Below are 24,094 nucleotides of genomic sequence, written 5' to 3' on the forward strand. Positions count from 1 at the left end.
TTCTCAGCGCTGGTCGCGATAGGCGGGCGCCTTCGCGGTGCCCGCCGGGGTGAGTGTGTGCAGCAGCGGCATCGTGCGCCGGGCGATCACCGTCGACAGCACGATCACGCTGTGCGAGCGCACCACCGAGCCGGTCCGGTCGATGCTGAGCAGCACCGCCTGCAGGCCGGCGTGCGAGTCGGCCCCGATCCGGCACAGCACGTCGCCCGACCCGGTCGTCGCGTAGGCCTCGAGCACACCGGGGATGGCCTCGAGCTCGGCGCTGACCGTGTCCAGCGCACCCTGCGCGATCTCGAGCGTCACGAAGGCCTGCACATCGAAACCGGCCGCGGTGACGTCGATCTGCGGGTCGTAGGAGGCGATCACCCCCGACTCCTCCATCCGGTTGATCCGCGCCTGCACGGTGGCCCGCGCGACCTTCGTGCGGCGCGAGAGCTCGAGGATTCCGGCCTTCTGGTACTCGTGCATCGCGGACAGGATCGCCAGATCGAGTTCGTCCAGTTTCGCGGGCGTGCGCATCGGAAGACCTCCTGCTCGGGTGCTATTCAAATTGTCCACCATCGAGCCGTTTCCGGTGGCTTCTCGTGTCAGCTTGCCCAGGGTTCGATGGCGTAGTTGCCCAGCTGCGTGATCGCGGGATTTCCTAGGTCATGACCATTGAGCAGCAGCTCGTCGGGCTCATCGAGCACGACGACAGTGTCGATCCGTTTCCGGTGATCGGGTGGGACGCGCTGGTGTGGGTCGTCGGCAACGCGACCCAGTGCGCGCACTACCTGCAGTCCGCGTTCGGGATGCGGCTCGAGGCGTACTCCGGCCCCGAGACCGGCAACCGTGACCACAAGGCGTTCGTGCTGCGCAGCGGGTCGGCACGGTTCGTCGTCCAGGGCGCCGTCGACCCGGACAGCCCGCTCGTCGCCCATCACGACCGCCACGGCGACGGCGTCGTCGACATCGCGCTCGAGGTGCCCGACGTCGACCGCTGCGTCGCCTGGGCCCGCGAGCACGGCGCGCGCATCCTCGTCGAACCGCACGACGCGACAGACGAATTCGGCACCGTCCGCTCCGCGTCGCTGGCCACCTACGGCGAGACCAGACACACGCTGGTCGACCGCTCCGGCTATCACGGGCCGTATCTGCCGGGCTACGTCCCGCGCACCTCCACCCGCGAGCAGCGCGGCGGGCGGCTGTTCCAGGCGATCGACCACGTGGTCGGCAATGTCGAGCTCGGCATGATGGACCGCTGGGTCGACTTCTACCGCGACGTCATGGGATTCACGAACATGGCCGAGTTCGTCGGCGACGACATCGCCACCGAGTACTCCGCGCTGATGAGCAAGGTCGTCGCCAACGGCAACCACCGGGTCAAGTTCCCGCTCAACGAACCGGCCGTGAGCCGCAAGCGTTCTCAGATCGACGAGTATCTCGAGTTCTATCGCGGCCCCGGCGTCCAGCACATCGCCCTCGCCACCGGCGACATCCTCGCCACCGTCGACGCGCTGCGCGCCGAGGGCGTCGAATTCCTGGCGACCCCCGACACCTACTACGAGGACCCCGAACTGCGCGCCCGGATCGGGCACGTCCGGGTCCCGGTGGGGGAGTTGCAGCGACGCGGCATCCTGGTCGACCGCGACGAGGACGGCTATCTGCTGCAGATCTTCACCCGTCCCATCGGCGACCGTCCCACCGTCTTCTTCGAACTCATCGAGCGACACGGCTCACTCGGCTTCGGAAAAGGCAATTTCAAAGCGCTTTTCCAGGCGATCGAACGGGAACAGGAGGCCCGCGGGAACCTGTAGCGCCGGCCCGCATGCGATTAGAGTTCATGGCATGCGGATCCCCTCGGCGATCATCACCGGCATGGCCCTGGTCGTCATGCTGACGTCGTGCGGATCGGGGGGCGACTCCGATACGCCGACCGGACCGGGCAAACCACCACCGAAGGTCGCCTCGCTGGGGCCGTTCGTCGGCGAGTGCGGCCACGTCACCGACGACGAGGTGCGCACCCTGGCCGGGCTCGGGCAGATCTCGCGGGTCTACAAGAACGCCACCGGCTGCAACTGGCAGGCGGCCGGATTGTCCTCGCCCAGCGTGACGTTCGCCTCCTATCGGGGCAGCCCGATCGAGCGGGAGAAGGCCTGGGTGTCCAGCGTCGGCCGCAACCCGCAGACCATCGACGTCGGCGGCAAGCCCGGCTTCGAGGCGCTCGATCCTGAGGGCACGGTGTGCGATTTCGCCGTGCAGCTCGACGACGACTTCTTCGAATGGTCGATCTCCACCGGCCTGTTCGCCACCGGCGGCAATCCGTGCGAGAAGACCAGGAAGCTGGCCGAACTCACCGTGGGGCGGCTCGGATGAGCGCGCGCCGGATCGTGGTCGCGGCTTCGGCGGCGCTGCTGCTCACCGCGACGCTGGCCGGGTGCGGCGAGAAGGTGCAGGGCAACGCGCAGCCGCTGGGCAGCGGCGGCGGCGGTGAGTCGATCAACACCGACTTCGACAAGCTGCTGCGCGAATGCGATGTGGTCGCCACCGACAAGATCGGCGAGATCATCGGCAACGCCACCTACGTCAACACCTCCTTCAGCGGCGCGGTGTGCATGTGGGACATCGAGGACGCCCCCGGCGGCGGGGCCATGGCCACCCTGAACTGGTACGAGATGGGTACGCTGAACAACGAGAAGGCGACCAACGACAAGTTGGGCTACCTCACCGGCGACATCACGGTGCAGGGCCGCAGGGCCCTGCAGGTGCGCAGGCCGGGCGACAACGACTCCTGCGGCGTCACCGCGCCCGCGGCCGATGTCGGCGTCGTCGGCTGGTGGATCAACTACCGGCCCGGCTCGGCACACCCCGACCCGTGCGCCGGCGCCCAGAAACTGGTGGAGCTGACCCTGGATCTGGCCCGGTAGAAGCCTTGACGCACGACCCCGCTTTGACCCCGGTTCGGGCGGGCGCGTATCGTGGATCGCTGTGCCCGGATTGCTACGGGCAAGTTCGTGCGTGAACGTAGGCCAGCGAGAGCGGCCGGTACGTTCCAGCGTGCCCGGAAAAAGGGCCCTGAGCTGCGCGCGACACGCCCGACCGCGGGTCAAGCGAAACACGGTCGGACGTGCGAGTGAAAGCTCGATGAACTGAAGACACGTTCCGACAGCCGCAATAACCGATAAGGAAAGCCGGTCTATGCCAACCATCAACCAGCTGGTCCGCAAGGGTCGCCGCGACAAGGTCTCCAAGACCAAGACCGCGGCCCTGAAGGGGAGCCCGCAGCGTCGTGGCGTGTGCACTCGCGTGTACACCACGACCCCGAAGAAGCCGAACTCCGCGCTCCGTAAGGTCGCGCGTGTTCGCCTGACCAGCGCGGTCGAGGTCACGGCTTACATCCCCGGTGAGGGCCACAACCTGCAGGAGCACTCGATGGTGCTCGTGCGTGGCGGTCGTGTGAAGGACCTCCCGGGTGTGCGCTACAAGATCATCCGTGGCTCGCTGGACACCCAGGGTGTGAAGAACCGCAAGCAGGCTCGCAGCCGCTACGGCGCCAAGAAGGAGAAGAGCTGATATGCCACGCAAGGGCCCCGCACCCAAGCGTCCGCTGATCAACGACCCGGTCTACGGGTCGCCGCTGGTCACTCAGCTGGTCAACAAGATCCTGCTGGACGGTAAGAAGTCCACCGCCGAGCGCATCGTCTACGGTGCCCTCGAGCAGGCGCGTGAGAAGACCGGCACCGATCCGGTCGTCACCCTCAAGCGCGCGCTGGACAACGTCAAGCCCGCCCTCGAGGTGAAGCCCCGCCGCGTCGGTGGCGCCACCTACCAGGTGCCGGTCGAGGTCCGTCCGGGCCGCGCCAACACCCTGGCGCTGCGCTGGCTGGTCAGCTACTCCCGCGCCCGTCGCGAGAAGACCATGGTCGAGCGTCTCGCCAACGAACTCCTCGACGCCAGCAACGGCCTCGGCGCTTCGGTGAAGCGTCGCGAGGACACCCACAAGATGGCCGAGTCGAACCGGGCCTTCGCGCACTACCGCTGGTGATTGCCGCCCGGCCCGTCGCTAGTGTCGGCGCCGGAAGGCTTTCAGTCGGGACGCGGCACTTCGGTGCCGCCCCCGGCGTTGACATTGTGACGACCCGAACCAGGGTCGTTCCCGAGAATCCCAACTAGCTAACGAGCGGGGAAGATTTCCGTGGCACAGGACGTGCTCACCGACCTGAACAAGGTCCGCAACATCGGCATCATGGCCCACATCGATGCGGGCAAGACCACCACCACCGAACGCATCCTCTTCTACACGGGTGTCAACTACAAGATCGGTGAGACGCACGACGGCGCGTCGACCACCGACTGGATGGAGCAGGAGCAGGAGCGTGGTATCACCATCACCTCCGCCGCCGTGACCTGCTTCTGGAACCAGAACCAGATCAACATCATCGACACCCCGGGTCACGTGGACTTCACCGTCGAGGTGGAGCGTTCGCTCCGCGTGCTCGACGGCGCCGTCGCCGTCTTCGACGGCAAGGAGGGCGTCGAGCCCCAGTCCGAGCAGGTGTGGCGTCAGGCCGACAAGTACGACGTGCCGCGCATCTGTTTCGTGAACAAGATGGACAAGCTCGGCGCGGACTTCTACTTCACCGTGCAGACCATCAAGGACCGCCTCGGCGCGAAGCCGCTGGTCATCCAGCTGCCGATCGGCGCGGAGGACACCTTCGAGGGCATCGTCGACCTGGTCGAGATGAACGCCAAGGTGTGGACCGGCGAGACCAAGCTGGGCGAGAAGTACGAGGTCCAGGAGATCCCGGCCGACCTCAAGGAGAAGGCCGAGCAGTACCGCCAGGAACTGGTCGAGACCGTCGCCGAGTCGGACGAGGCGCTGCTGGAGAAGTTCTTCGGTGGCGAAGAGCTCACGATCGAGGAGATCAAGGCCGGCATCCGCAAGATGACCGTCGCCTCGGAGCTCTACCCCGTGCTGTGTGGTTCGGCGTTCAAGAACAAGGGCGTGCAGCCCATGCTCGACGCCGTCGTCGACTACCTGCCGTCCCCGCTGGACGTGGAGAACGTCGAGGGCCACGTGCCCGGCAAGGAAGACGAGATCATCACTCGTCAGCCGAGCATCGACGCGCCGTTCTCGGCGCTGGCGTTCAAGATCGCCGTGCACCCGTTCTTCGGTGAGCTCACCTACATCCGCGTGTACTCGGGTTCGGTGGCCTCCGGTGCCCAGGTCGTCAACTCGACCAAGGGCAAGAAGGAGCGTCTGGGCAAGCTGTTCCAGATGCACTCCAACAAGGAGAACCCGGTTCCCGAGGTCACCGCGGGCCACATCTACGCGGTCATCGGCCTGAAGGACACCACCACCGGTGACACCCTCTGCGACCCGCAGAACCAGGTCGTCCTCGAGTCGATGACCTTCCCGGACCCGGTCATCGAGGTCTCGATCGAGCCCAAGACCAAGTCCGACCAGGAGAAGCTCGGCACCGCGATCCAGAAGCTGGCGCGCGAGGATCCGACGTTCTCGGTCAAGCTCGACGCGGAGACCGGCCAGACCGTCATCGGCGGCATGGGCGAGCTCCACCTCGACATCCTCGTGGATCGTATGAAGCGCGAGTTCAAGGTCGAGGCGAACGTCGGTAAGCCGCAGGTGGCCTACCGCGAGACGATCACCAAGCCGGTCGAGAAGCTCGAGTTCACGCACAAGAAGCAGACGGGTGGCTCCGGCCAGTTCGCGAAGGTCATCATCGCGGTCGAGCCCTTCGTCGGCGAAGACGGTGCGCACTACGAGTTCGAGAACAAGGTCTCCGGCGGTCGTGTGCCCCGTGAGTACATCCCGTCGGTCGACGCCGGTGCCCAGGACGCCATGCAGTACGGCGTGCTCGCCGGCTACCCGCTGGTGAACATGAAGGTCATCCTGCTCGACGGCGCGTACCACGACGTCGACTCGTCGGAAATGGCCTTCAAGATCGCGGGCTCGCAGGCCCTCAAGGAAGCGGCCCGCAAGGCCGGTCCGGTGATCCTCGAGCCGCTCATGGCGGTCGAGGTCATCACGCCCGAGGATTACATGGGCGACGTGATCGGCGACCTGAACTCCCGCCGTGGCCAGATCCAGGCCATGGAGGAACGCAGTGGTGCCCGTGTCGTCAAGGCGCTGGTTCCGCTCTCGGAGATGTTCGGCTACATCGGTGACCTGCGGTCGAAGACCCAGGGTCGCGCGAACTACTCCATGGTGTTCGACTCCTACGCTGAGGTTCCGGCCAACGTGTCCAAGGAGATCATCGCCAAGGCGACCGGCGAGTAATTCGCTTGCGGGGGCCAAGTACGCTTGGCCCCGGCAACCGGGCGTCAGCACGACCCCCCTTAATAACCGCACTGCTGCAAAAAAGCACGCACTAACTAGTCCAGGAGGACCACAGTGGCGAAGGCGAAGTTCGAGCGGACGAAGCCCCACGTCAACATCGGCACCATCGGTCACGTCGACCATGGCAAGACCACGCTGACGGCTGCTATCACCAAGGTGCTGGCCGACAAGTACCCGGACCTGAACGAGAGCTTCGCTTTCGACCAGATCGACAAGGCGCCGGAGGAGAAGGCTCGTGGTATCACGATCAACATCTCCCACGTCGAGTACCAGACCGAGAAGCGTCACTACGCGCACGTCGACGCCCCGGGTCACGCCGACTACATCAAGAACATGATCACCGGTGCGGCCCAGATGGACGGCGCCATCCTCGTGGTCGCCGCCACCGACGGCCCGATGCCGCAGACCCGTGAGCACGTGCTGCTCGCCCGTCAGGTCGGCGTGCCCTACATCCTGGTCGCGCTGAACAAGTCGGACATGGTCGACGACGAGGAGATCCTCGAGCTCGTCGAGATGGAGGTCCGCGAGCTGCTGGCCTCGCAGGAGTTCGACGAGGATGCCCCCGTCGTGCGCGTCTCCGGCCTGAAGGCCCTCGAGGGCGACGAGAAGTGGGCCGAGTCGGTCCTCGAGCTCATGGCCGCCGTCGACGAGTCGATCCCGGACCCGGTCCGTGAGACCGAGCTCCCCTTCCTGATGCCGGTCGAGGACGTCTTCACGATCACCGGTCGTGGCACCGTCGTCACCGGTCGCGTCGAGCGCGGCATCATCAACGTGAACGAGGAAGTCGAGATCGTCGGCATCCGTCCGGACAAGACCAAGACCACGGTCACCGGTATCGAGATGTTCCGCAAGCTGCTCGACCAGGGCCAGGCGGGCGACAACGTCGGTCTGCTGGTTCGTGGCATCAAGCGCGAAGATGTCGAGCGTGGCCAGGTCGTCGTGAAGCCGGGCACCACCACCCCGCACACCGAGTTCGAGGGCCAGGCGTACATCCTGTCGAAGGACGAGGGCGGCCGCCACACCCCGTTCTTCAACAACTACCGTCCGCAGTTCTACTTCCGTACGACTGACGTGACGGGCGTTGTGACCCTGCCCGAGGGCACCGAGATGGTCATGCCCGGTGACAACACCGAGATGTCCGTCAAGCTGATCCAGCCGGTCGCCATGGACGAGGGCCTGCGTTTCGCGATCCGTGAGGGTGGCCGCACCGTCGGCGCCGGTCGCGTCACCAAGATCGTCAAGTGATTCCCTGAATCCCTGACACCGCAACGGCGTCGCTCCTCCGGGAGCGGCGCCGTTCGGCGTTTCCGGGGTCTACGGCAGGTCAGTGCGATCGACCCGGATCGAGCTAGGGATGGTCGGACAGAAACTTCCGGACCAAGCCGCGCAGCTCTGGCACCTGTGCGCCTTCCAGTTCCACGACGAGCGCATCCGCTCGCCGGGCAATGCCCCGCACCTGGTCCGTCATTTCGCCGGAGCCGGACCATCGGTCCTGAGGAAGCCTGAGCACCGCACACAACAGGGCACCCGGAGAGAAGTGACCGGCGGCAAGCGGATCCGCCTCCAATTGATCGAGCGCGCGAGGCAGGATCGCCGCTGCTCCCACGTTCTGCGACAACAGGATTCGCAGGTCTTCGATACCCAGCTCCACGATCGGCACCTGCCGCAGCCGGTGGACGGTCTGAACCAGGTAGGTGTCCTTCGGAGAGGCGGCCGGCCAGATGTCACCCTCGATGTCCTGCACCGATCGCGTTGCTCTTCCGCTCACGTTGTCATTCACGTCAGCGGATCGGTTTGTTCGGGTATCCGGTCGTTCGCCGACTCGAGCACCAGATCCAGCAGCCAGAAGCTCAGCTCCCAATCTGCCTTCTTCGCATTCAGGAGATCAAGAAACTCACCCAGTCGTTCTGGATCGGCGACCTCGATCGGCCAATCCTGCATCCAACTCTCGTGCGCTACGTTCGCCAGCAGTGCCACTCGCGACATCGAATCCCAACCTGGATAGATCACGTGACCGAAGGTAGCCAACGCGGCAACCGTCGGCGATTGATATTGCGGTTGGTCGGTAGCCTGCGGGGAGGGCATTGGTGCCATCATGTTGATCCACCTCTGACACCGAACCGGGTGATGCGGGCCATGACCTTGGAGGTCATCGCGTTGATGATGTGGGGTGGGTAGCGTTCGCGGGGTAGATGTTCGGGTGGATCGGAGGCGGCGTGGGTGTTGTGCAGGGGTTCGAGGTGGGGGAAGGGGTGCTTCGGGGTGGGATGCCCTATCTGGTGTTCGGGGAGGGGCGGCCGTTGGTGTTCTTGCGGTGGTTCACGCCGGATCACGCGAATCCGAAGGGGTGGATGCGGAAGTCGGAGGTGAAGACCTTGGCGCCGTTGGCCCGGCATTGTCGGGTGTACGCGGTGAATCGGGCGCCGGGGATGGCGGTGGGGACGACGATGGCCGATATCGCGCGGGAGCACGCGGAGGCGTTGACGGCGGAGTTCGGCGAGCCGGTGGACGTGCTCGGGATCTCGTCGGGTGGGTCGCTGGCCTTGCAGCTGGCCGCGGATCATCCCGAGGTGGTGCGCAAGCTGGTGGTCGCGTCGTCGGGATATCGGCTCGAGAATGCCGCGCGGGAATCCCAGATGAAGTACGCGACAGCGGTGGCCGAGGGCCGCCGCGGCCTGCACCACATGGTGACGCAGGGCATCGAGTCACCGCTCAAAGCGCGGCTGATCGGTGCCGTGGCATGGCTCGCCGACCCGCTGGTACGGCCGAAGAATCCGGCCGACACCCTCGCCTTCGTCCGCGCCGAGGACGCGTTCGACCTCGATGACCGGCTCGCCGACATCACGGCCCCGACCCTGGTGGTCGGCGGCGACCGCGACGAGTTCTACTCCGTCGACACCTTCCGCCACACCGCCGACGGCATCCCCGACGCCCGCCTGGTCGTCTACCCGGACACCTCGCACCTCGGCGCGGTGAAGCACCCGCGCTTCGCGCCCGAGGTCACCGCGTTTCTCGACGAGCAGGCCGACTGACGCGCGTCGAGGAGCCGGCCGTGCGCACAGCGTGCTGTTCGCACGACGGCAGCGCGCGCACCGTCGGCCGTTTCAGGCCGGGGTGGGCCGGACGCGGACGGTGACGCGGCGACCGTCACGGTGGGTGACCGCGTGACCGCGATGGTCGACACCGGCGATACGCAGGGTGACCGGACCGCCCTCCCCGAGGAAGTTGCGCCACCACTTCTTCTTGTCCGGCATGGCCACCCCGATGACGTACTCGTCACCGCGGCGCAGGTAGTTTACCGGGGTGCTGAAAGTGCGGCCCGAGCGGCGACCGGTGTAGCTGATCTGCGCGAACGACTTGCCGAGCAGCTTGCCGATGATCGGCGCCTCGGCCAGCGCGACGACGCCGGCGTTGGCGCCCCGCACAACGCGGGCCAACAACGATTCCTGACTCAACGGCTTCTCCTGCCTGTGGAAGAACGAGCACGTGCCGCCCACGGTACCGAGGGTCCCTGGCAGAACTCTGAGACCTGTTGGCGGCGAGCTGGTTACGTGCTCAGCGGATCTTGGCCCCGTACACGCGGTCGACGGCCAGCGCCATCAGCACCCGGCGGTCGGAAACCATGACGTCGCGGTACTCCTGCCAGTCGGGGTGCTCGCCCGCGGCCGCGCGGTAGTAGTCGACGAGCGCTTCGACTTCGGGGCCGTTCGGGTCGGTGCCGGGACCGGTGAGGGTGACGCTGCCCTCGGCGGTGGCCCAGGACCAGCCGTCCGGCGCGGTCACCTCGAGCGCGGCCCTGGGGTCGCGGCGCAGGTTGACGGTCTTGGCACGGCCCTCGGTCATCGACACGTAGACGATCCCGGCCGCGCGGTCGTAGTACGGGGTGACGGGCGACAGCTGGGGCAGGCCGTCGGACTTGATGGTGGCGAGCACCCCGAGTTTCGCCGTTTCGAGCAGGTCGTGTGGATCGAACGCCGCTGTCATCGGTGCGGACTCCTCTGTGTGCCGGACGCTGATCGGGGACACGAACCCTCCCCTCGTCGTGACGAACCGTCGCGCCGCCGAATTTATGCCCGGCCGGAAAACCCGTCGACAGCGCGGCGACCGGGCGCGTAGAACTTGTCACATGGTTACGGAACGTCCGCAGTCGCGGTTCTAGCTCGCATCGGGTCCTCGGGCGCCGATGTGGCGCCGCGTGATCCGACGCCCGTGCCGTCTTCCGGAACGCCTCACCGGCGAGCGTCGATCCATCGACGCGACCAGCTGGGGGATTCCCATCATGACCGGACCACGCACCGACCTCACCCGCCTGCGCAATATCGGCATCGCCGCCCACATCGACGCGGGCAAGACCACCATCACCGAACGCATCCTGTTCTACACCGGCGTCACGCGCGTCCTCGGCGAGGTGCACGAGGGCACCGCCGCCATGGATCGGATGATCCAGGAACGCGAGCACGGCATCACCATCGCGGCGGCGGCCACCACCTGCGCGTGGCGCGAGCACGAGATCACCATCATCGACACCCCTGGCCATGTCGATTTCACCGCCGAGGTGGATCGAACGCTGCGGGTACTCGACGGCGCGGTCGCCGTGTTCGACGCCAAGGAGGGCGTCGAGCCGCAGTCGGAGCAGGTGTGGCGACAGGCCGACAACTACGGCGTGCCCCGGATCTGCTTCGTGAACAAGATGGACAAGCTCGGTGCCGATTTCGCGTTCACCGTACGGACCATCGCGCAGCGACTCGGCGTGCGGCCGTTGGTGATCCAGCTGCCGATCGGCGCCGAGCGCGAGTTCGATGGCATCGTCGACCTGGTCGAGATGAACGCCAAGGTGTGGCGGGGCGACACCGGCGACGGCGCGCGCTTCGACGTGGTGCCGATCCCGGACGACCTGCGCGTCAAGGCCGAACAGCACCGCGAGGCGCTGGTGGCCGTGCTCGCCGAGGCCGACGAGGACCTCCAGGACCGCTACCTGCGTGGTCGCGAGATCCCCGTCGAACTGCTGAAGGCGGCCATCCGCACGCTGACGCTCGACGCCGGGGCCTACCCGGTGCTGTGTGGCTCGGCCCTGGGCAACATCGGCGTGCAGCCGCTGCTCGACGCCGTCGTCGACTACCTGCCCTCACCGGCGGATGTCGTCGCCGTGCACGGCTTCTCGCTGACGGGCGAGTCGATCGAGCGGGCGCCGGAGATCGCGGAGCCGTTCGCGGCGCTGGCGTGCAAGATCGCGGCGCACCCGTTCTTCGGCAGCCTCGTGTACCTGCGGGTCTACTCGGGCCGGATCGAACCCGGTGCGGTGGTACTGAATTCGACGAACGGACGAAAGGAGAAGGTGGGCAAGCTGTTCCAGATGCATTCGAGCACCGAGATCCCCGTGGAGCGCGTGGGAGCGGGGCAGATCTGTGCCGTGATCGGTCTGAAGCGGACGCGCACCGGCGACACCCTGTGCGATCCGGACCAACCGATCGTGCTGGAGCCGATGAGCTTCCCCGACCCGGTCCTCTCGGTCGCGATCGCACCCCGAACCCGGGCCGACCAGGACAAGCTGGGCGTGGCCCTGGCTCGCCTGGCGGACGAGGATCCGACGTTCACCGTGCGCGTCGACGCCGAGACCGGTCAGACGGTCGTCGGCGGCATGGGCGAGCTGCATCTGGAGATCCTGGTGGACCGGATGCGCAGGGAGTTCCGGGTCGAGGCCGAGATCGGCGCGCCACGGGTGGCCTATCGCGAAACCGTCACCACCGCGGTCGATCTGCTCGAGTACACCCATCGCAAACAGGTGGGCGGACGCGGGCAGTTCGCGAAGGTGGCGATCGCGCTGGCGCCGCATGTGGCCGCAGACGGCGCGATCTACGAGTTCGAGAGCCGGGTGAGCGGCGGGCGGGTGCCGCGGGAGTACCTCCCCGCGGTCGACGCGGGCGCGCAGGACGCGCTGGCGGTCGGCCCGCTGGCCGGCTTCCCTCTGGTGGACGTGAAGGTGACGCTGCTCGACGGCGCCGCCCACGTCCAGGACTCGTCGGAACCGGCCTTCCGGCTCGCGGGCGCGGCGGCGGTGCGCGCCGCCGTCGCGCGGGCGAAGCCGGTGCTGCTCGAACCGGTGATGGCCGTCGAGGTCGTCACGCCCGAGGAGTACGTCGGTGAGGTGATCGGTGACCTGAACGCCCGGCGCGGCCGGGTCACCGAGATCGCCGAGCGGGGCGGCGCGCATGTCGTGCGCGCGGTGACCCCGCTGCGGGAGATGTTCGGCTACATCGGGGATCTGCGTTCGCGCACCCGTGGCCGGGCCACCTACTCGATGGTGTTCGACTCCTACGCTCCGGTGCCGTCGGCGCTGGTGGAGTCGATCATCGCGGGCGGCTGAGGTGAGCCCGGTGGCGTCGCGGTGCGGCGCCACCGGAGCCTCAGGAGTTGGCGACGGAGGACGAATCCGCCGGTGCGCCGGTGAGCAGCCGGAGCGCGTCGGCGGAGGCCGCGTCGCGCGGTGTGTAGACCTCGAGGCGATGGTCGGGGCTGTCGGGCTGCAACCACACCTGGTAGTCGACGTCGACGCGGCCGACCGTCGGATGGCGCAGGTCCATCGGGCCGACCGTGCAGTCGGCGACATCACCGCTCGCCCAGAGCGTCGCGAATTCGGTACTGCGCATGGCCAATTCCCCGATCAGTTCCGCCAGGCGCGCGTCGTCGGGGTAGCGGCCCGCGGTGAGCCGCAGGTAGGCGACGTGGATGCGGGCCAGCTCGGTCCAGTTGCGGTACAGATCGCGGGTGAGTGGATCGAGGAAGAACAGGCGCGGGATCGACGGCCGGCGCTCGGGGTCCTCGGGCGCCGCGAGGTCGAGATGCTCGGCGATCAGGGCGTGACCGGGCCGGTTCCAGGCGAGAACGTCACCGCGGCGGCCGAGGATGATCGCGGGCAGCGTGTCGCCGAGCGAACCGAGCAGGGTGAGCACCCGGGGATGCGGCTGCTCGGGCTCGTCCCGGACCAGCCGCGCGACGGCGCCGCGGCCAGCGAGATTGCGCAGGTGCGTGGTCTCGGCCTGGTCGAGTTGCAGCACGCGGGCGAGGGCATCGATGACCTGCGGCGACGCGGTGCCCGCCTGGTCCTGTTCGAGGCGGGTGTAATAGCCGGGACTCACCCCGGCGACCTAGCGGTTATACATTCCTTCCGTATCGTTGGGGTATGGCGAAAACGGTTGTCAGGGAACCTGGTTGGCTCACCGAGATCAATACTGCGTTGGCTGCGGCAGTGGCCGGGGTGGACCCTGCGGAGTGGGTGTACGGGTACGTGCGGATTTCCCGGGACGAGAAGGACCGGGCCGAGGGGGTGCAGCTGCAGGCCAAGAACCAGGCCGCGCACGCGGGCCGGAAGGGGTTGGCGTTGGCGCGGATCTTCTGTGACAACGATCTTTCGGGTGCCGACGCCGACCGGCCGGGGTTGCGGGAAGTGTTGGGGTTGGTTGCCGCTGGCCCGGCGAAGACGCTCCTCGCCCGCGATGTGGCGCGGTTGACCCGCGATTACGACCTGGGCAACGAGTTGATGAAACTCGGTCGCGACGAGGGGGTGCGGTATGTGTTCGTCCGCGACACCGATTACGACCTGACCACGGGCGCGGGGCGCAAGAACTTCATGGTGAAGGTCGCCGAGGCCGCCGAGTACCGCGAGACCAACACCGAAAACCTCCTCGACCGCATGAGCGAGGAAGCCGCGAAAGGGGTGATGCAAGGAGGTTCGCGCCGGTTCGGGCACGGCAAAGTCGTTGGCACGCACCCAATCACAGGCACGGAAATTTTGGACCGGTACGCGTTACGCGACGACGAGGTCGCGGTGTTGCGCGAGGGCCGGGACCGGATCATCAACGGCGAGTCGCAAACCGCGATCATCACCGACTGGAACGCCCGGGGCATCACCACCTCCGAGGGTGGGTTGTGGCGGGTGGGCAAACTGTCGCAGCTGTTGTTGCTGGAAGCCTATGTCGCCTATGACCTGGGCGAGCACACCGAAGCCACCGGCGCACGGTGCGAGTGTTTGAACAACCCCGAAGGCAACGGTATCCGGGTGCATGCCCGGACCGGGACCCGGCATCGGGCGCAGTGGCCCGCTGTGTTCACCCGCGCCGAGCACGACGCCATGCGGGCGGCGATCAAGGCGCACAGTCGGGCGAAGAACCCGGACCGCCCCCGCCAGCGCAACGGCGAGTACTGGCTGACCGGGCTGGCCGCATGCGGCGGAACCTGGCCCGAGACCACCGCGCGGGCGGGACAGTCGTGTGGTCGGTGGATGGTCGGGTCCTCGCTCGAGCGCAAGCGCAAGTACGGCACGGTGGTGCAGCGTCGGTATGGGTGTCAGGCCAAGGACGCGGCCAGGGTGCGGTGTGGGTGTGGGCGCGTGTTCCGGGACGCGGGCGCGCTCGAGATGTGGGTGGCCCAGCAGGTGATCGCGGCGTATGAGGACCCGCGGATCCTGACGCGGCTGGATCGGGGTAACGACAACGCCGGGCGGATCGCTGTGTTGCAGCGGCGGATCGAGACCACCGAAGGCAATCTCGACGCCGAGACCGACCGGCGTGCCGAGGTGTTGACCGGTGCCGGGGACGCTGACGACTTGCGGGTGATCGAACGGACGATCACGAGTTTGAAACTGTCGTTGAAAACGCTACGCGCCGAGCAGGACTCGCTGCGGGGAGCGCAAGCGTTAGCGGTGCTGGCCGATATCGGGTCCACGCCCGGCGAGTTGCGGCGGGCGTGGACGAGTAAGGGTGCGCGGTGGCGGCACGAAGCGACCGCGCGACTGGTGGAGAAGGTCATCGTGTATCCGGCGAAGATCTATGCCGCGAAGTGGGCGGACCAGAACGGCAAACCGTGGCGGTTCGACACCTCTTCGGTGCAGATCGTGTGGCGGGAACTGTAGCCGGGCCGGGTTCGGTCAGGCCGCATCACGCCAACGCCCCTGGTCGCGCTTTCGGTCGTGGTCGAGGGTGTCGAGCGCGTTGCGCACGAACAGGGCCAGTGACTCGAGGACGGCGGGGTTGTCGATGCGGGCGGGCAGTCCCTGCCGGATCCGGGACTCGGCGACCAGGCGGCGGGTCTCCTCACTCGTCGGCCCCACCCACATCCCCCTGGTGCGGGGCGTGGCCGTTTCACGGCCGGATTCGCCCGCAGCGCCGTCAACGGCTCCCGGTGCGGGGTTCGGGGTACGGCGGTGGTGTGCGTGGCGGGTGCGGGCAGCGTCGAGACTGGCAACGTTCTCGGGATCAGCGGGCATGAACAGCTCTCCTGCCTGAAGGGCGTGTCCGGGCTCGTGCGCGGCGCCTGGACACAAGGGTGCGTGTACACCTCTCTACTGCCGCGAAAATCGCCGATTTGGGACACAGCAAGCGATGACGATTCGGTAACGATCGAATCCGTGCAGGTCAGCCATCATTCGGGGCAGAGAACGAACTCCCGCGCAAGGTCTGGTGAACGACCAGACTTCCCGCGACAACATCGAACGATGTCACCTGCCGATCGGCGGGAATTCAGCGGTTGAAAGCGTGAACTGTTGCCGCGGAACTGGCCGCGCACGGATGTCTATACATAGTGAATGTATAGACAATCCACGTTGATATCCGCACGGATATACGGCCACTGACCAGCGGAAACACCGTGCGCGGGTGCGTCGGCTTAATCCGCCCACCGAACAGTGCAGGTGATCTCACCATCGAACATGCCACGGAAAAATGATCATCGCCGCACTCACCGATCAACCCACCCCCACCTCGGTGAACCACCAGTCCTGGCGCGGCACGCCTCAATACCTGGCAGAGGTTCGCCACCTCGCCCGGACCGATCTCGCCGACGGTGCCGCAACGGCAGGACTACACCCAGGCATCGGGCCCACATGAACCCCGGCAGTCAACGGCAAGCGCTGGGCACGGATGTCTATTATCAATAGAATAATAGACAATCCTGGATGACATCCGCACACGGATGTGCCCGCTACGCTGCGAATAGGCGGCACCCAAGGGGCGTGATTTGATCGCCCCCCACAAAACCGCACAGAATTCCCCACACAAGACCCCATGCATTGACCGCCACGGAAATCCGTCACCCCACTCCGCTCTGCAACTATTTTGCAAACACGATCGCAGTGGCCAGAAGAGCCGGGCAGCTTGACGGGTGCGAGCTGGCAGACTCGTTCACAAGGCTCAAACCGGACGCCGGCGTGAGTGTGGTCAGAGGTGATCGGCGGAAACCAGGCAGGAGATCCCGACGGGCCCGACAGAGGGGTCCGCGAGCTCAGTCGGATTGCCCCTGTCTACCAGAGTGAATCGGAATGGGCCCGGCTCGCCAGCCCGACGAGTTCGTTGGCGGTGAACCCATTTCCGGCTATCGTGTGCCGTGAAGCGACGCTGTGGGTGCTGCCGTCGGAGTCGTAGAGGAGTCCTCCGCTCTCGCGCACGATGACCGTACCCGCCGCGATATCCCACGGGTTGTTCGACAAGATGACGCAACCGTCGGTACGGCCGTCGGCCACGCACGCGAGGTCGAACGCAGCGGAGCCGAACATCCTGATCCGCTCCACCTGCGCGGCCAGCAGCGCTGTCAGCGACAAGCGCGGCCGGTTACGCTCTGCCGAGTCCCCACCCACCGCGTAGTCCCCAAGGGAAACAATCGACTCCGAAAGCAGCGACGCGGTCCCGACGCGAATGGATTCACCGTTGCGGAATGCCCCCATCCCTAATGCTGCATAATATTCGAGACCCAATGACGGGAAAGCGATCACGCCAATGGTCGGCTCATTGCCTTCCAGGAGTGCGAGAGACACACCGAAGAGCGGGAGCCCATGAATGAAATTCGACGTCCCATCAATCGGATCCAGCACCCACAAGCTGCCGCGTTCGCGGCGGACATCATCGCCTTCCTCGCCGAGGAACCCGATGTTCGGTGTCTCCGAGTGCAGGAAGTCTTGGATACGTTGTTGAACCGCGACATCGATATCGGTGACGAAATCTCGGTCACCTTTGGATGAAATGGACCCGACACTTCTCGATTCAATGACTGACACACCGTCAGCTACCGCGCGGCGCGCCAAATCGAGCAGTGACCTCCTATTAGTTGCGTTCAATGACGTAGTCCGTTCCCTTTCTCCACATTTCCTCGAAAACTTCCGTGAACGTCTGAAAAGTTCCCTCGCGCTCCTGCCTTTTGGACACGAATGTCGGTGATTCCAGTCCGCGAGCGAACGGCAAATACGGTTGCATGACACATGTTTCTGAATCGATGATGCAGATATTGAACCGGACCGGGGCGTCGTAGACGCGGATTTCTATCCTTCCGTTCATCGCGCTCGTCCAGTGCGACTGCACACGCTGGAGCATATGAATGTTGAGTCTGGTGAGGCCCGACAGTGCGCCCGGCGCATGTCCCTCCTCTAACTCTCGTTCTGCGATGTTCGAGCCCTCTGGGTCGAGGAACAAGCACCGCATCCTGGTGCCGCCCCGCATCATCCGCAGAACCTCAGTGTCCGAGCACTGCTGGCACAAGATGTTCAGCGATAGTCCCGTGAGGTCGATCGTACTCGCATTTCGGAACAACTTCTGCGGCGGACTCACCCTGAGAAAGTCGGCGCGTCGCGCGAAAACGCTCTCGACATCCGAAGTCTCGCCGCGGTCGTTCGTATCCCGTGCAACTGTCCGCGTCCGGTCGGAGAGGTTCATATCCTCGGCGTGATTCATGAACAACTCGTCAGCGGTCCAGCCGGGGAACATCGTTTCAAGCACTCGGCAGTGATGCGGGTAGGGCAGCGTGGAAATATTGCCCGACAGCCACCGATAGAATTGCGCCTTCTTGGGACCGGCGCCGACTGCTGTGGGATCGATTCTCGACGCGACAACATCGTATTCGCGATTGAACGCCGACACTGTCTGCAGGTGTCGCTTCTGGAGCAAAGCCTTGAGCACTGTTCCCACGCGTCAACCCCTCGTCATCATGCGACCCGTCCGGCTGATCGTAGCTCAGATGAGCCATAGAAGAAACCGTATCGGGTACCGAAGGATTCAGATCAGACATTCCAGGCGTCGCGGCGATACCGCCCCACGCGCCACGGTGGTCGGCGAATAGGAACCAGCCAGCGCCGCCACCGCGCCAAGGACTCGAATCCACAATATCCGCGCGGGCATATCGGCCACCAAGGAGAAAGCATGCCCCGACGTTCTCCGGAGCGAGAAAACGCATCCGCGCACCTCGGCCCCAACGGTTACCAAGCCGAACAAAGGACGAATTCGATGACAAACACCCTCGAATTCGAAATCCTCGCTGTCCTCCGGCCCGGCGGAATGCTCACCGCCGACACGATCGCCCGCAACCTGAGCGTACCGAAGTGGCGCGTCATGCGTGCTCTGCGCGCCCTGCGCGAGGACGGCGCCGCGTTCTGCAACCGGTGCGACCAGTGGCAGGTATCGGTCGAGCAACATCGCCCGCAACGACAGGCGGACCGATGACCCACCTCACCTCACCGTCGCCGATTCCCCGGCCCGAAATCGCTGACCTGGTCGCCACTCTCGAGGCGATGCGCGAGGCCGGGTGGATCACCACGACCCTCTCACCCGAGCCCGGCCCGGTTGTCGGGATCGGGCCGCGCGACACCGTGATTGGAGAATCGCGATGAAACAGACCAGCCTACCCGACCCGCCCTCCGCCGAAGCCGCTCGCGCGCGGTGTGCGTTCTATCGGCAGGTGTGCTGCCTACCCACGGTCATCGACCCGGTCACCGGGCGGATCACGATGCGCGCCGGACTGGTCGGCGCGGTGATGATGCCCACCGCCCTGGCTGTGAGTGTCAAGAACATCCTCGACGATCGAGGCGCCGCGCCCCTACCGATCATCGGCCATCCCCGAGCCCGCATGTGGAGCTTCTTGGTCCGGTCCGACATCCGCCCGATCGGTGACCCGACCGTGCTAGCGGCGCTGTGGAAAGCGCGGATAGTGGTGATCAGAGACGGCGATATCGCATTGCCCTCCCCGGTGCCGGACCCGCTGATGATCCGCACCTGGATTTCCCCGGCCAGCAACCCGATCCCGTCGGGGACGCTCATCCTCGACACCGTCGTCGCCCACCTCCCGCAGCAGGACAGGCAATGACCCCAAGCCCGCCCTCACCGCGTCCCTACGAACCCGACATCCACCTCACCATCGAATTCCCCACGCTACGCATGGAATTCGCCGCATGTCTGACAGCGGCGATGGTGTTCGTCTGCGAGGCGGGCACCCGCCGACTCTGTCTCGTCGCCGTCGATACCCGCCCGTGTGACGGGCTCCCACGCCTCCCGGCCGAACGCCTATATCTACAACCATGACCGCATCTACAACCATGACGGCAACCACCATCCACCCGACGCCCTCGGGCCTCCCCGCATGCTCGCCGCACCCATCCGTACGCCTTGACGACCCCGGCGACAACGGCAGAATCGCGATCAATGCCGAATGACGCGCTCTAACAACAAGCGTCACGCCCTTTGATACGGCGACCGTCACCGCGTGATCAGAACCGCCTCACCGAAGCCGTCGCGGACACCCGAACAGGGGCCTTCGATCTCCTGGACTGCGCACAAGGTCTCAGGTGATGACGCCTCGCGTGACTCGAACCGGGACGTTTGTCGACCGCGTCACCACCTTTCCAGTCACCGACCACACTGAATCGACCCCGGGCAACTCCTCATCGCCGTGCGCCCCTTCGTCACGGCACCGGAGTCGCCCGGGGTCCACTGCGTCGGGCGGATGGGCCCCGAGGCGGGAACCGCGACGACATGCACACGCCGCCGCGCTATGGCTCGACGCTGGGTGCAGGGCCCGGCGGACAAGGTGTTCGCGTCAATCGCTGCGACACAGTCCATCGATGGCATCGGCGTGTCCACCGAGGCGCGAGACAGATAGCGCCCGTGTACTAGGGTGAGTACGCTGCTGACGAGTCGGGGAGGGGAAGGACATGGTTCGGCTGACGCGATGGTTGGCTGCTGGGCTTGGTTTCGCCTGTGCGGGGGCGGCCCTCATCGGCTGCGATTCCTCGGGCGAGACCGGAACGACTCCGACATCAACCTTGTCGGTGAACGGACGTGAGCTGGCCGAGGACGTCCCTTCAGGGTTCGATCCCTGCATCGACATCCCAGAGGAAGTCCTCATAGAGGAGCGACTGGGCAGCAAGGAACCAGACCTCACCGAAGCACCAGGGGGCGTGATCTGGAAGGGCTGTGACTGGGTCTATCGGGGCGGCGGCGGATATTCGGCGAGTATCCGCGTGACAAATCTCACGGTGCAGATGGTGCGGGATCGAAACTTTCAAGATGCGACCGACTTTGTGGTCGGCGAACGCGAGGCGATCTCCACTCGGCAGTTCGACGGACCGAACGTCAACGAAGTCTGCGATATCAATGTGGCTGTGCGCGGCGGCAGCGTGGAAGTAAACGTTGTCAACCCGCCGTCACGTCGAGATACCGGCCACCTGGACTCCTGTCAAATCGCTCGCACGTTGGCCGAGAAGATTGTGCCGTTAATTCCCGAAACTCTTTGAGTAGCAGTTGATATCGGCGTAGGAGGGGTTCCTTGGCGGGAGACGATGGCCAAAGCGTATTTTCAGGCATGATTGAGCAGGCTCGGGTGGGGAGCCTGAATCTTCGGATGGAGCCCGAGGAATTCGCTCGAATCGATCGCGAATGCACCGAGTTCCAGACAACGATCGGGCAAATCCAGCAATCGATGACTGACATTTCGAAGATCGCGACGTGGGGTTTCGGTGATCACGCGAACTCTGGTTTGTCGTCGGCGAGGGTTATGGCTGACAGGTTCAGGACGAAGGCGCGGGGCGGCGAGGATTCCTTCTACGATGTGCTCGAAGAGCACTACAAGATCGTCGAGGACATTCGTGTTCTCCATCAGGTGATCCGCGATCGGTTCATGGCCGAGGACGAGGCATGGGCAGCACGCTTCAACGCCGAAGTCGCCGCGCTGGATGCGGGTGGTTCGAAATGACGGGTACCGAGCCCGTGAAGATCCCACCCGCCACCGAGACGCCACTGTGCTGGACCCACAAGGGGATTCTCAAGGCGTTCGAGCAGGTCGCCACCGACCCCGCGAACGGCGCGGCAACGAAATACCGTGAGTCCGGAACGAAGTGGACCACCGCCCTCGAGCAGTTCCGCCAACGCATGCAGGTCTCGATCGCATCGGCATGGGAAGGCGACTCGGCAACAGCATCGATCAACGCGATCCGCCAGTACACCTCCGACGCGGACAAACTCACTCCCGCGTTCACGACCATGAGCGATCAGGTCACCGCTGCCGCTGCCGCAGCGGTGAAGACGAAATCAGCGCTGCCCGGTGAAGTGGATCCCGGTTTCCTGGACAGCATGCCGTGGAACAAGGCCGTTGTCCGGGGCCAGCGCGAGGATGCCGAGGACGACGCACGTGACGTCATGGGCAACCAGTACGTGCTGCCCTTCGCAGGAACAGACAGCGCGATCCCCGTCCTACCCCGCCCGGCCAACCCCACCCAGACCACCGAGGACCCCGGCGGGAGCACCGTCACCGATAACACGAATGGTGGCGGCAACCAACCCGACACGAACGGTGGGACTCAACAGGCACAAACGACAGACACCGAGGACCCGACCGAACAAGACCCGACTGAGTCCTCTCCGACCGGGGATCCGTCCTCGTCGGCTCCGACCTCCACCGAAGAAGACGACTCCACCGACGCTGCAGGAACAACCGACCCGGGCACCGATTCTCCGTCGACCTCACCTGCTGCGACAAGTCCGGCCACTACGAACCAGCCGACCGGGCTCGGGAGCGGATCCGGAGGAGGTGGGTCAGGTATCTCCGGCGGGACAGGCGGTTCGCCGGGTACCGGCTCACCAACCGCCCCGAAGTCGGGCACCGCGATGCCGGGCGGTCTTGCGACATCCGCACCTGCCGCCGCGGCCGCCGCAGCGAACGCAGCAGCAGCAGGATCCCGCGGAATGACGGGCATGCCAGGCATGATGGGCGCCGGCGCGGGCCGGGGTAAAGACGACGAATCCGAACACAAGATTCCCGACTACCTGATCACCGAAGCCAACACCAGCGAGCTGATCGGCGAGTTGCCTTCGGCAGTGCGTGGTGGAGTCCTCGGTAGCCACTTCCCCTCCGCGAACCCGCCACGTACGGACCGCACGTCGGGAGATACTTGATGTCGGAATGGACCTGGGATCCAGACGATTTCGCAGCCCTCTGGCTCAACGACGGCCGCGACCGATTCCCTCGCCCCTTACATTTCACCAGTCGCTTCCGCTATCGGGAGGACTTCGACGCCCACGCCCGAGGGGTGCGTGCGCGGTACACCGGCGAGGAATCCTCAGCCATCGAACTCGCCCTGAACACCCTTGCAGCAGCGACCATCCGCGTCGAAGTCTTCGCCGAGACAGGCCCTTCCGGCAGCCACGTCCACAGAATCGTCGGTGCCAGGGATCTCCACAACGCCGTGATCGCAGCCCAAACAGTCATCGACGGAGTCGATGGCCCGATCTGGGTACGCCGTGGCCGACCAGAGAATCTCGGGAAAGGTATCGCCTCACGAATCCCGCCATGTGCACCTGGTAGACGGCGAGCTGAAGAATTCTTTACCCGCGATCTGGAACCCGACTACAACAACCATTTCACCGATGTAGCGCACAACACTCCGATCGAGCGGTACAACCGTGTGGTCGCCCACCCTCGCTCCGGTTCGGGGTCCGCCGCAATCCGAACCGGCGACATCAACACTCGCACCGACCCAGAGCGATATATCGAATGGCTCGACATGGCCGATGACGGGCGCTATATCGTTCACAGAACGCGTGAGCGACTCACCATCGAATCCGGTGATACCGCAGCTCTCGCGACGATCGTGACGGGCTGGATTGACCGCGCATTGGAACGGCAACGCGAGGCAGTCAATCGGTAGGGAGTGTAGCTGCGGCATTGCAGAAGGATCGGACGCTGGTGCTGTAGTGAAACAGAGATTGGATATCAATTGGCAACTCAAGGTTGGTTCAACCACTATGACGAACCTGACGAATTCTGGGATGACGAGCCGCTGGTCCCGTTGAAATCTACTGGTTCCCATCCTGTCTCGACGTCACCGGCGAATGGATCGCAACACGAGTTCTACCGTGAAGACCCCCAGCTTCGTACTCAGCCGGTCGATGCTTCCCGGGGACCGGCTGGCTCTGGGCCGCAATCCCGAGTTGGTTCCTCATTTGCATCGATGGATCTAGATGCCGGGTACTTGCCGGTGCGTATTGTGTTGAGTCCGCGTTGGCCTACATATGTCGGCCCACATGAAGTCGGTGACGAGCTCATGGCAGCGTATCGTGCCTCGGTCTCAGATCGAACACGCAAGCTCTGTTCGTCTGGACACTGGCCAACACCGCAGGAACTTTCAGGTGATGCGGCTCCGGACCTCCGGACAATAATGATGGTGCTGCTAGAGGCCGAGACGTGGGAACAGTACTGCAGCATATCCAGTGACATGATAACCAGCGCCAGCTATCAGGTGTCGAGTAGCGCATCTTTCCAAGGGGGAAAACCTGTCACTGTGACAGGGGATCGTGCGTACATGAGATCGATTGATATTTGGAGCGATTGGGCTGAGAGTGTACACCCGAGCCAGATTGTAGATGAAGTAATGCAGTGTGTAGATTCCATAAGACGTTTACGTCCAAAATTTTCCCCTGACCGCGACTACTCGCGCTACTCGGATGCGGA

Annotated in this window: 25 protein-coding genes; 16 read left to right on the top strand and 9 right to left on the bottom strand. The window is 65.2% G+C overall.

All coding sequences use genetic code 11. The features are described from left to right. Positions 1-3 precede the first annotated feature (3 nt). Positions 4-519: an Lrp/AsnC family transcriptional regulator gene (locus DFR69_RS21005; RefSeq protein ID WP_110039279.1), complete on the bottom strand. Its 516-nt coding sequence runs from the start codon at positions 517-519 to the stop codon at positions 4-6. Between the two features lie 131 nt (positions 520-650). Here DFR69_RS21005 and hppD point away from each other — a divergent pair, with 131 nt between their 5' ends. The 7 genes from hppD to tuf all read left to right on the top strand — a co-directional run bounded on the left by hppD (position 651) and on the right by tuf (position 7,582). Continuing rightward, on the top strand, positions 651-1,796 hold the full coding sequence (gene hppD, locus DFR69_RS21010; RefSeq protein WP_110039280.1) for a 4-hydroxyphenylpyruvate dioxygenase: 1,146 nt from the start codon (positions 651-653) through the stop codon (positions 1,794-1,796). Between the two features lie 31 nt (positions 1,797-1,827). Further along, complete coding sequence (locus DFR69_RS21015) at positions 1,828-2,355, top strand: DUF3558 domain-containing protein (protein ID WP_110039281.1); 528 nt, start codon at positions 1,828-1,830, stop codon at positions 2,353-2,355. Then, positions 2,352-2,906, top strand: a complete 555-nt coding sequence (locus DFR69_RS21020) for a DUF3558 domain-containing protein (RefSeq protein WP_110039282.1) — start codon at positions 2,352-2,354, stop codon at positions 2,904-2,906. Before DFR69_RS21015 ends, DFR69_RS21020 begins: the two co-directional genes overlap by 4 nt. Before the next feature lie 271 nt (positions 2,907-3,177). Further along, on the top strand, positions 3,178-3,552 hold the full coding sequence (rpsL, locus tag DFR69_RS21025) for a 30S ribosomal protein S12 (RefSeq protein WP_019049359.1): 375 nt from the start codon (positions 3,178-3,180) through the stop codon (positions 3,550-3,552). Position 3,553: 1 nt separating this feature from the next. Beyond that, complete coding sequence (rpsG, locus tag DFR69_RS21030; RefSeq protein ID WP_019049358.1) at positions 3,554-4,024, top strand: 30S ribosomal protein S7; 471 nt, start codon at positions 3,554-3,556, stop codon at positions 4,022-4,024. Positions 4,025-4,174: 150 nt separating this feature from the next. Next, positions 4,175-6,277 (top strand): elongation factor G, encoded by a 2,103-nt coding sequence (gene fusA, locus DFR69_RS21035; RefSeq protein ID WP_110039283.1) that lies wholly within the window; start codon positions 4,175-4,177, stop codon positions 6,275-6,277. Between the two features lie 114 nt (positions 6,278-6,391). Beyond that, positions 6,392-7,582: an elongation factor Tu gene (gene tuf, locus DFR69_RS21040; protein ID WP_110039284.1), complete on the top strand. Its 1,191-nt coding sequence runs from the start codon at positions 6,392-6,394 to the stop codon at positions 7,580-7,582. 103 nt (positions 7,583-7,685) lie between these two features. On the opposite strand, the gene DFR69_RS21045 is transcribed toward tuf, so the two are convergent. Both DFR69_RS21045 and DFR69_RS34115 read right to left on the bottom strand, forming a co-directional pair. Then, complete coding sequence (locus DFR69_RS21045; RefSeq protein ID WP_110039285.1) at positions 7,686-8,081, bottom strand: contact-dependent growth inhibition system immunity protein; 396 nt, start codon at positions 8,079-8,081, stop codon at positions 7,686-7,688. A 32-nt stretch (positions 8,082-8,113) separates the two neighbouring features. Next, positions 8,114-8,434, bottom strand: a complete 321-nt coding sequence (locus tag DFR69_RS34115; RefSeq protein WP_146229376.1) for a hypothetical protein — start codon at positions 8,432-8,434, stop codon at positions 8,114-8,116. A gap of 254 nt (positions 8,435-8,688) precedes the next feature. Here DFR69_RS34115 and DFR69_RS21055 point away from each other — a divergent pair, with 254 nt between their 5' ends. Continuing rightward, positions 8,689-9,369, top strand: coding sequence for an alpha/beta fold hydrolase (locus DFR69_RS21055; protein ID WP_244198375.1), 681 nt, complete (start codon positions 8,689-8,691; stop codon positions 9,367-9,369). A 72-nt stretch (positions 9,370-9,441) separates the two neighbouring features. Here the strand turns inward: DFR69_RS21055 and DFR69_RS21060 are convergent, their stop codons facing one another. Both DFR69_RS21060 and DFR69_RS21065 read right to left on the bottom strand, forming a co-directional pair. Next, the gene (locus DFR69_RS21060) at positions 9,442-9,792 is read right to left on the bottom strand and encodes a nitroreductase/quinone reductase family protein (RefSeq protein WP_186817312.1); all 351 of its coding nucleotides are present in this window, start codon (positions 9,790-9,792) and stop codon (positions 9,442-9,444) included. Positions 9,793-9,892: 100 nt separating this feature from the next. Further along, positions 9,893-10,321 carry a PPOX class F420-dependent oxidoreductase gene (locus tag DFR69_RS21065; protein WP_110039287.1) on the bottom strand — a complete coding sequence of 143 codons (429 nt, stop codon included), beginning with the start codon at positions 10,319-10,321 and terminating at the stop codon, positions 9,893-9,895. Positions 10,322-10,616: 295 nt separating this feature from the next. On the opposite strand from DFR69_RS21065, the gene fusA (DFR69_RS21070) reads away from it, so the two are divergent. Further along, a complete protein-coding gene (gene fusA, locus DFR69_RS21070; RefSeq protein WP_110039288.1) occupies positions 10,617-12,701 on the top strand; it encodes an elongation factor G in 2,085 nt (694 codons plus the stop codon). A gap of 40 nt (positions 12,702-12,741) precedes the next feature. Here fusA (DFR69_RS21070) and DFR69_RS21075 read toward each other — a convergent pair whose 3' ends face one another. Then, a complete protein-coding gene (locus DFR69_RS21075) occupies positions 12,742-13,473 on the bottom strand; it encodes a helix-turn-helix transcriptional regulator (protein ID WP_244198376.1) in 732 nt (243 codons plus the stop codon). 44 nt (positions 13,474-13,517) lie between these two features. On the opposite strand from DFR69_RS21075, the gene DFR69_RS21080 reads away from it, so the two are divergent. After that, positions 13,518-15,245 carry a recombinase family protein gene (locus DFR69_RS21080; RefSeq protein ID WP_110039362.1) on the top strand — a complete coding sequence of 576 codons (1,728 nt, stop codon included), beginning with the start codon at positions 13,518-13,520 and terminating at the stop codon, positions 15,243-15,245. Between the two features lie 15 nt (positions 15,246-15,260). Here DFR69_RS21080 and DFR69_RS34120 read toward each other — a convergent pair whose 3' ends face one another. The 3 genes from DFR69_RS34120 to DFR69_RS21095 form a co-directional block, all read right to left on the bottom strand. Beyond that, the gene (locus tag DFR69_RS34120; RefSeq protein WP_146229377.1) at positions 15,261-15,599 is read right to left on the bottom strand and encodes a hypothetical protein; all 339 of its coding nucleotides are present in this window, start codon (positions 15,597-15,599) and stop codon (positions 15,261-15,263) included. A 1,032-nt stretch (positions 15,600-16,631) separates the two neighbouring features. Next, positions 16,632-17,441, bottom strand: coding sequence for an inositol monophosphatase family protein (locus DFR69_RS21090; protein ID WP_208644025.1), 810 nt, complete (start codon positions 17,439-17,441; stop codon positions 16,632-16,634). Then, entirely contained in the window at positions 17,428-18,285 is an 858-nt protein-coding gene (locus DFR69_RS21095; protein WP_110039290.1) for a DUF5919 domain-containing protein, read from the bottom strand. Before DFR69_RS21095 ends, DFR69_RS21090 begins: the two co-directional genes overlap by 14 nt. A 315-nt stretch (positions 18,286-18,600) precedes the next feature. Between DFR69_RS21095 and DFR69_RS34125 the strand changes: the two genes are divergently transcribed. From DFR69_RS34125 to DFR69_RS21120, 6 genes are all read left to right on the top strand, one after another. Beyond that, positions 18,601-18,816, top strand: a complete 216-nt coding sequence (locus DFR69_RS34125) for a TrmB family transcriptional regulator (protein ID WP_146229378.1) — start codon at positions 18,601-18,603, stop codon at positions 18,814-18,816. Positions 18,817-19,099: 283 nt separating this feature from the next. Beyond that, complete coding sequence (locus DFR69_RS21100; protein ID WP_146229379.1) at positions 19,100-19,456, top strand: hypothetical protein; 357 nt, start codon at positions 19,100-19,102, stop codon at positions 19,454-19,456. Between the two features lie 844 nt (positions 19,457-20,300). Beyond that, positions 20,301-20,882, top strand: coding sequence for a DUF3558 domain-containing protein (locus tag DFR69_RS21105; protein WP_110039292.1), 582 nt, complete (start codon positions 20,301-20,303; stop codon positions 20,880-20,882). 32 nt (positions 20,883-20,914) lie between these two features. Then, positions 20,915-21,340 carry a hypothetical protein gene (locus DFR69_RS21110; RefSeq protein ID WP_146229380.1) on the top strand — a complete coding sequence of 142 codons (426 nt, stop codon included), beginning with the start codon at positions 20,915-20,917 and terminating at the stop codon, positions 21,338-21,340. After that, positions 21,337-22,539 (top strand): WXG100 family type VII secretion target, encoded by a 1,203-nt coding sequence (locus DFR69_RS21115; RefSeq protein ID WP_167456346.1) that lies wholly within the window; start codon positions 21,337-21,339, stop codon positions 22,537-22,539. The genes DFR69_RS21110 and DFR69_RS21115 overlap by 4 nt, the downstream gene beginning before the upstream one ends. Continuing rightward, the gene (locus DFR69_RS21120; RefSeq protein ID WP_110039295.1) at positions 22,539-23,291 is read left to right on the top strand and encodes an ESX secretion-associated protein EspG; all 753 of its coding nucleotides are present in this window, start codon (positions 22,539-22,541) and stop codon (positions 23,289-23,291) included. The genes DFR69_RS21115 and DFR69_RS21120 overlap by 1 nt, the downstream gene beginning before the upstream one ends. Positions 23,292-24,094 lie beyond the last annotated feature (803 nt).

The sequence above is a fragment of the Nocardia neocaledoniensis genome, from assembly GCF_003182135.1.
In the GTDB taxonomy this organism is placed as follows: Bacteria; Actinomycetota; Actinomycetes; order Mycobacteriales; family Mycobacteriaceae; genus Nocardia; species Nocardia neocaledoniensis.

What these genes read in the sequence shown, in the direction of transcription:
- DFR69_RS21005 (WP_110039279.1), bottom strand. Translation starts at nt 519, where the DNA reads ATGCGCACGCCCGCGAAACTGGACGAACTCGATCTGGCGATCCTGTCC.
- hppD (WP_110039280.1), top strand. Translation starts at nt 651, where the DNA reads ATGACCATTGAGCAGCAGCTCGTCGGGCTCATCGAGCACGACGACAGT.
- DFR69_RS21015 (WP_110039281.1), top strand. Translation starts at nt 1,828, where the DNA reads ATGCGGATCCCCTCGGCGATCATCACCGGCATGGCCCTGGTCGTCATG.
- DFR69_RS21020 (WP_110039282.1), top strand. Translation starts at nt 2,352, where the DNA reads ATGAGCGCGCGCCGGATCGTGGTCGCGGCTTCGGCGGCGCTGCTGCTC.
- rpsL (WP_019049359.1), top strand. Translation starts at nt 3,178, where the DNA reads ATGCCAACCATCAACCAGCTGGTCCGCAAGGGTCGCCGCGACAAGGTC.
- rpsG (WP_019049358.1), top strand. Translation starts at nt 3,554, where the DNA reads ATGCCACGCAAGGGCCCCGCACCCAAGCGTCCGCTGATCAACGACCCG.
- DFR69_RS34115 (WP_146229376.1), bottom strand. Translation starts at nt 8,434, where the DNA reads ATGATGGCACCAATGCCCTCCCCGCAGGCTACCGACCAACCGCAATAT.
- DFR69_RS21055 (WP_244198375.1), top strand. Translation starts at nt 8,689, where the DNA reads ATGCGGAAGTCGGAGGTGAAGACCTTGGCGCCGTTGGCCCGGCATTGT.
- DFR69_RS21065 (WP_110039287.1), bottom strand. Translation starts at nt 10,321, where the DNA reads ATGACAGCGGCGTTCGATCCACACGACCTGCTCGAAACGGCGAAACTC.
- fusA (WP_110039288.1), top strand. Translation starts at nt 10,617, where the DNA reads ATGACCGGACCACGCACCGACCTCACCCGCCTGCGCAATATCGGCATC.
- DFR69_RS21080 (WP_110039362.1), top strand. Translation starts at nt 13,518, where the DNA reads ATGGCGAAAACGGTTGTCAGGGAACCTGGTTGGCTCACCGAGATCAAT.
- DFR69_RS34120 (WP_146229377.1), bottom strand. Translation starts at nt 15,599, where the DNA reads ATGCCCGCTGATCCCGAGAACGTTGCCAGTCTCGACGCTGCCCGCACC.
- DFR69_RS34125 (WP_146229378.1), top strand. Translation starts at nt 18,601, where the DNA reads ATGACAAACACCCTCGAATTCGAAATCCTCGCTGTCCTCCGGCCCGGC.
- DFR69_RS21100 (WP_146229379.1), top strand. Translation starts at nt 19,100, where the DNA reads ATGCGCGCCGGACTGGTCGGCGCGGTGATGATGCCCACCGCCCTGGCT.
- DFR69_RS21105 (WP_110039292.1), top strand. Translation starts at nt 20,301, where the DNA reads ATGGTTCGGCTGACGCGATGGTTGGCTGCTGGGCTTGGTTTCGCCTGT.
- DFR69_RS21115 (WP_167456346.1), top strand. Translation starts at nt 21,337, where the DNA reads ATGACGGGTACCGAGCCCGTGAAGATCCCACCCGCCACCGAGACGCCA.
- DFR69_RS21120 (WP_110039295.1), top strand. Translation starts at nt 22,539, where the DNA reads ATGTCGGAATGGACCTGGGATCCAGACGATTTCGCAGCCCTCTGGCTC.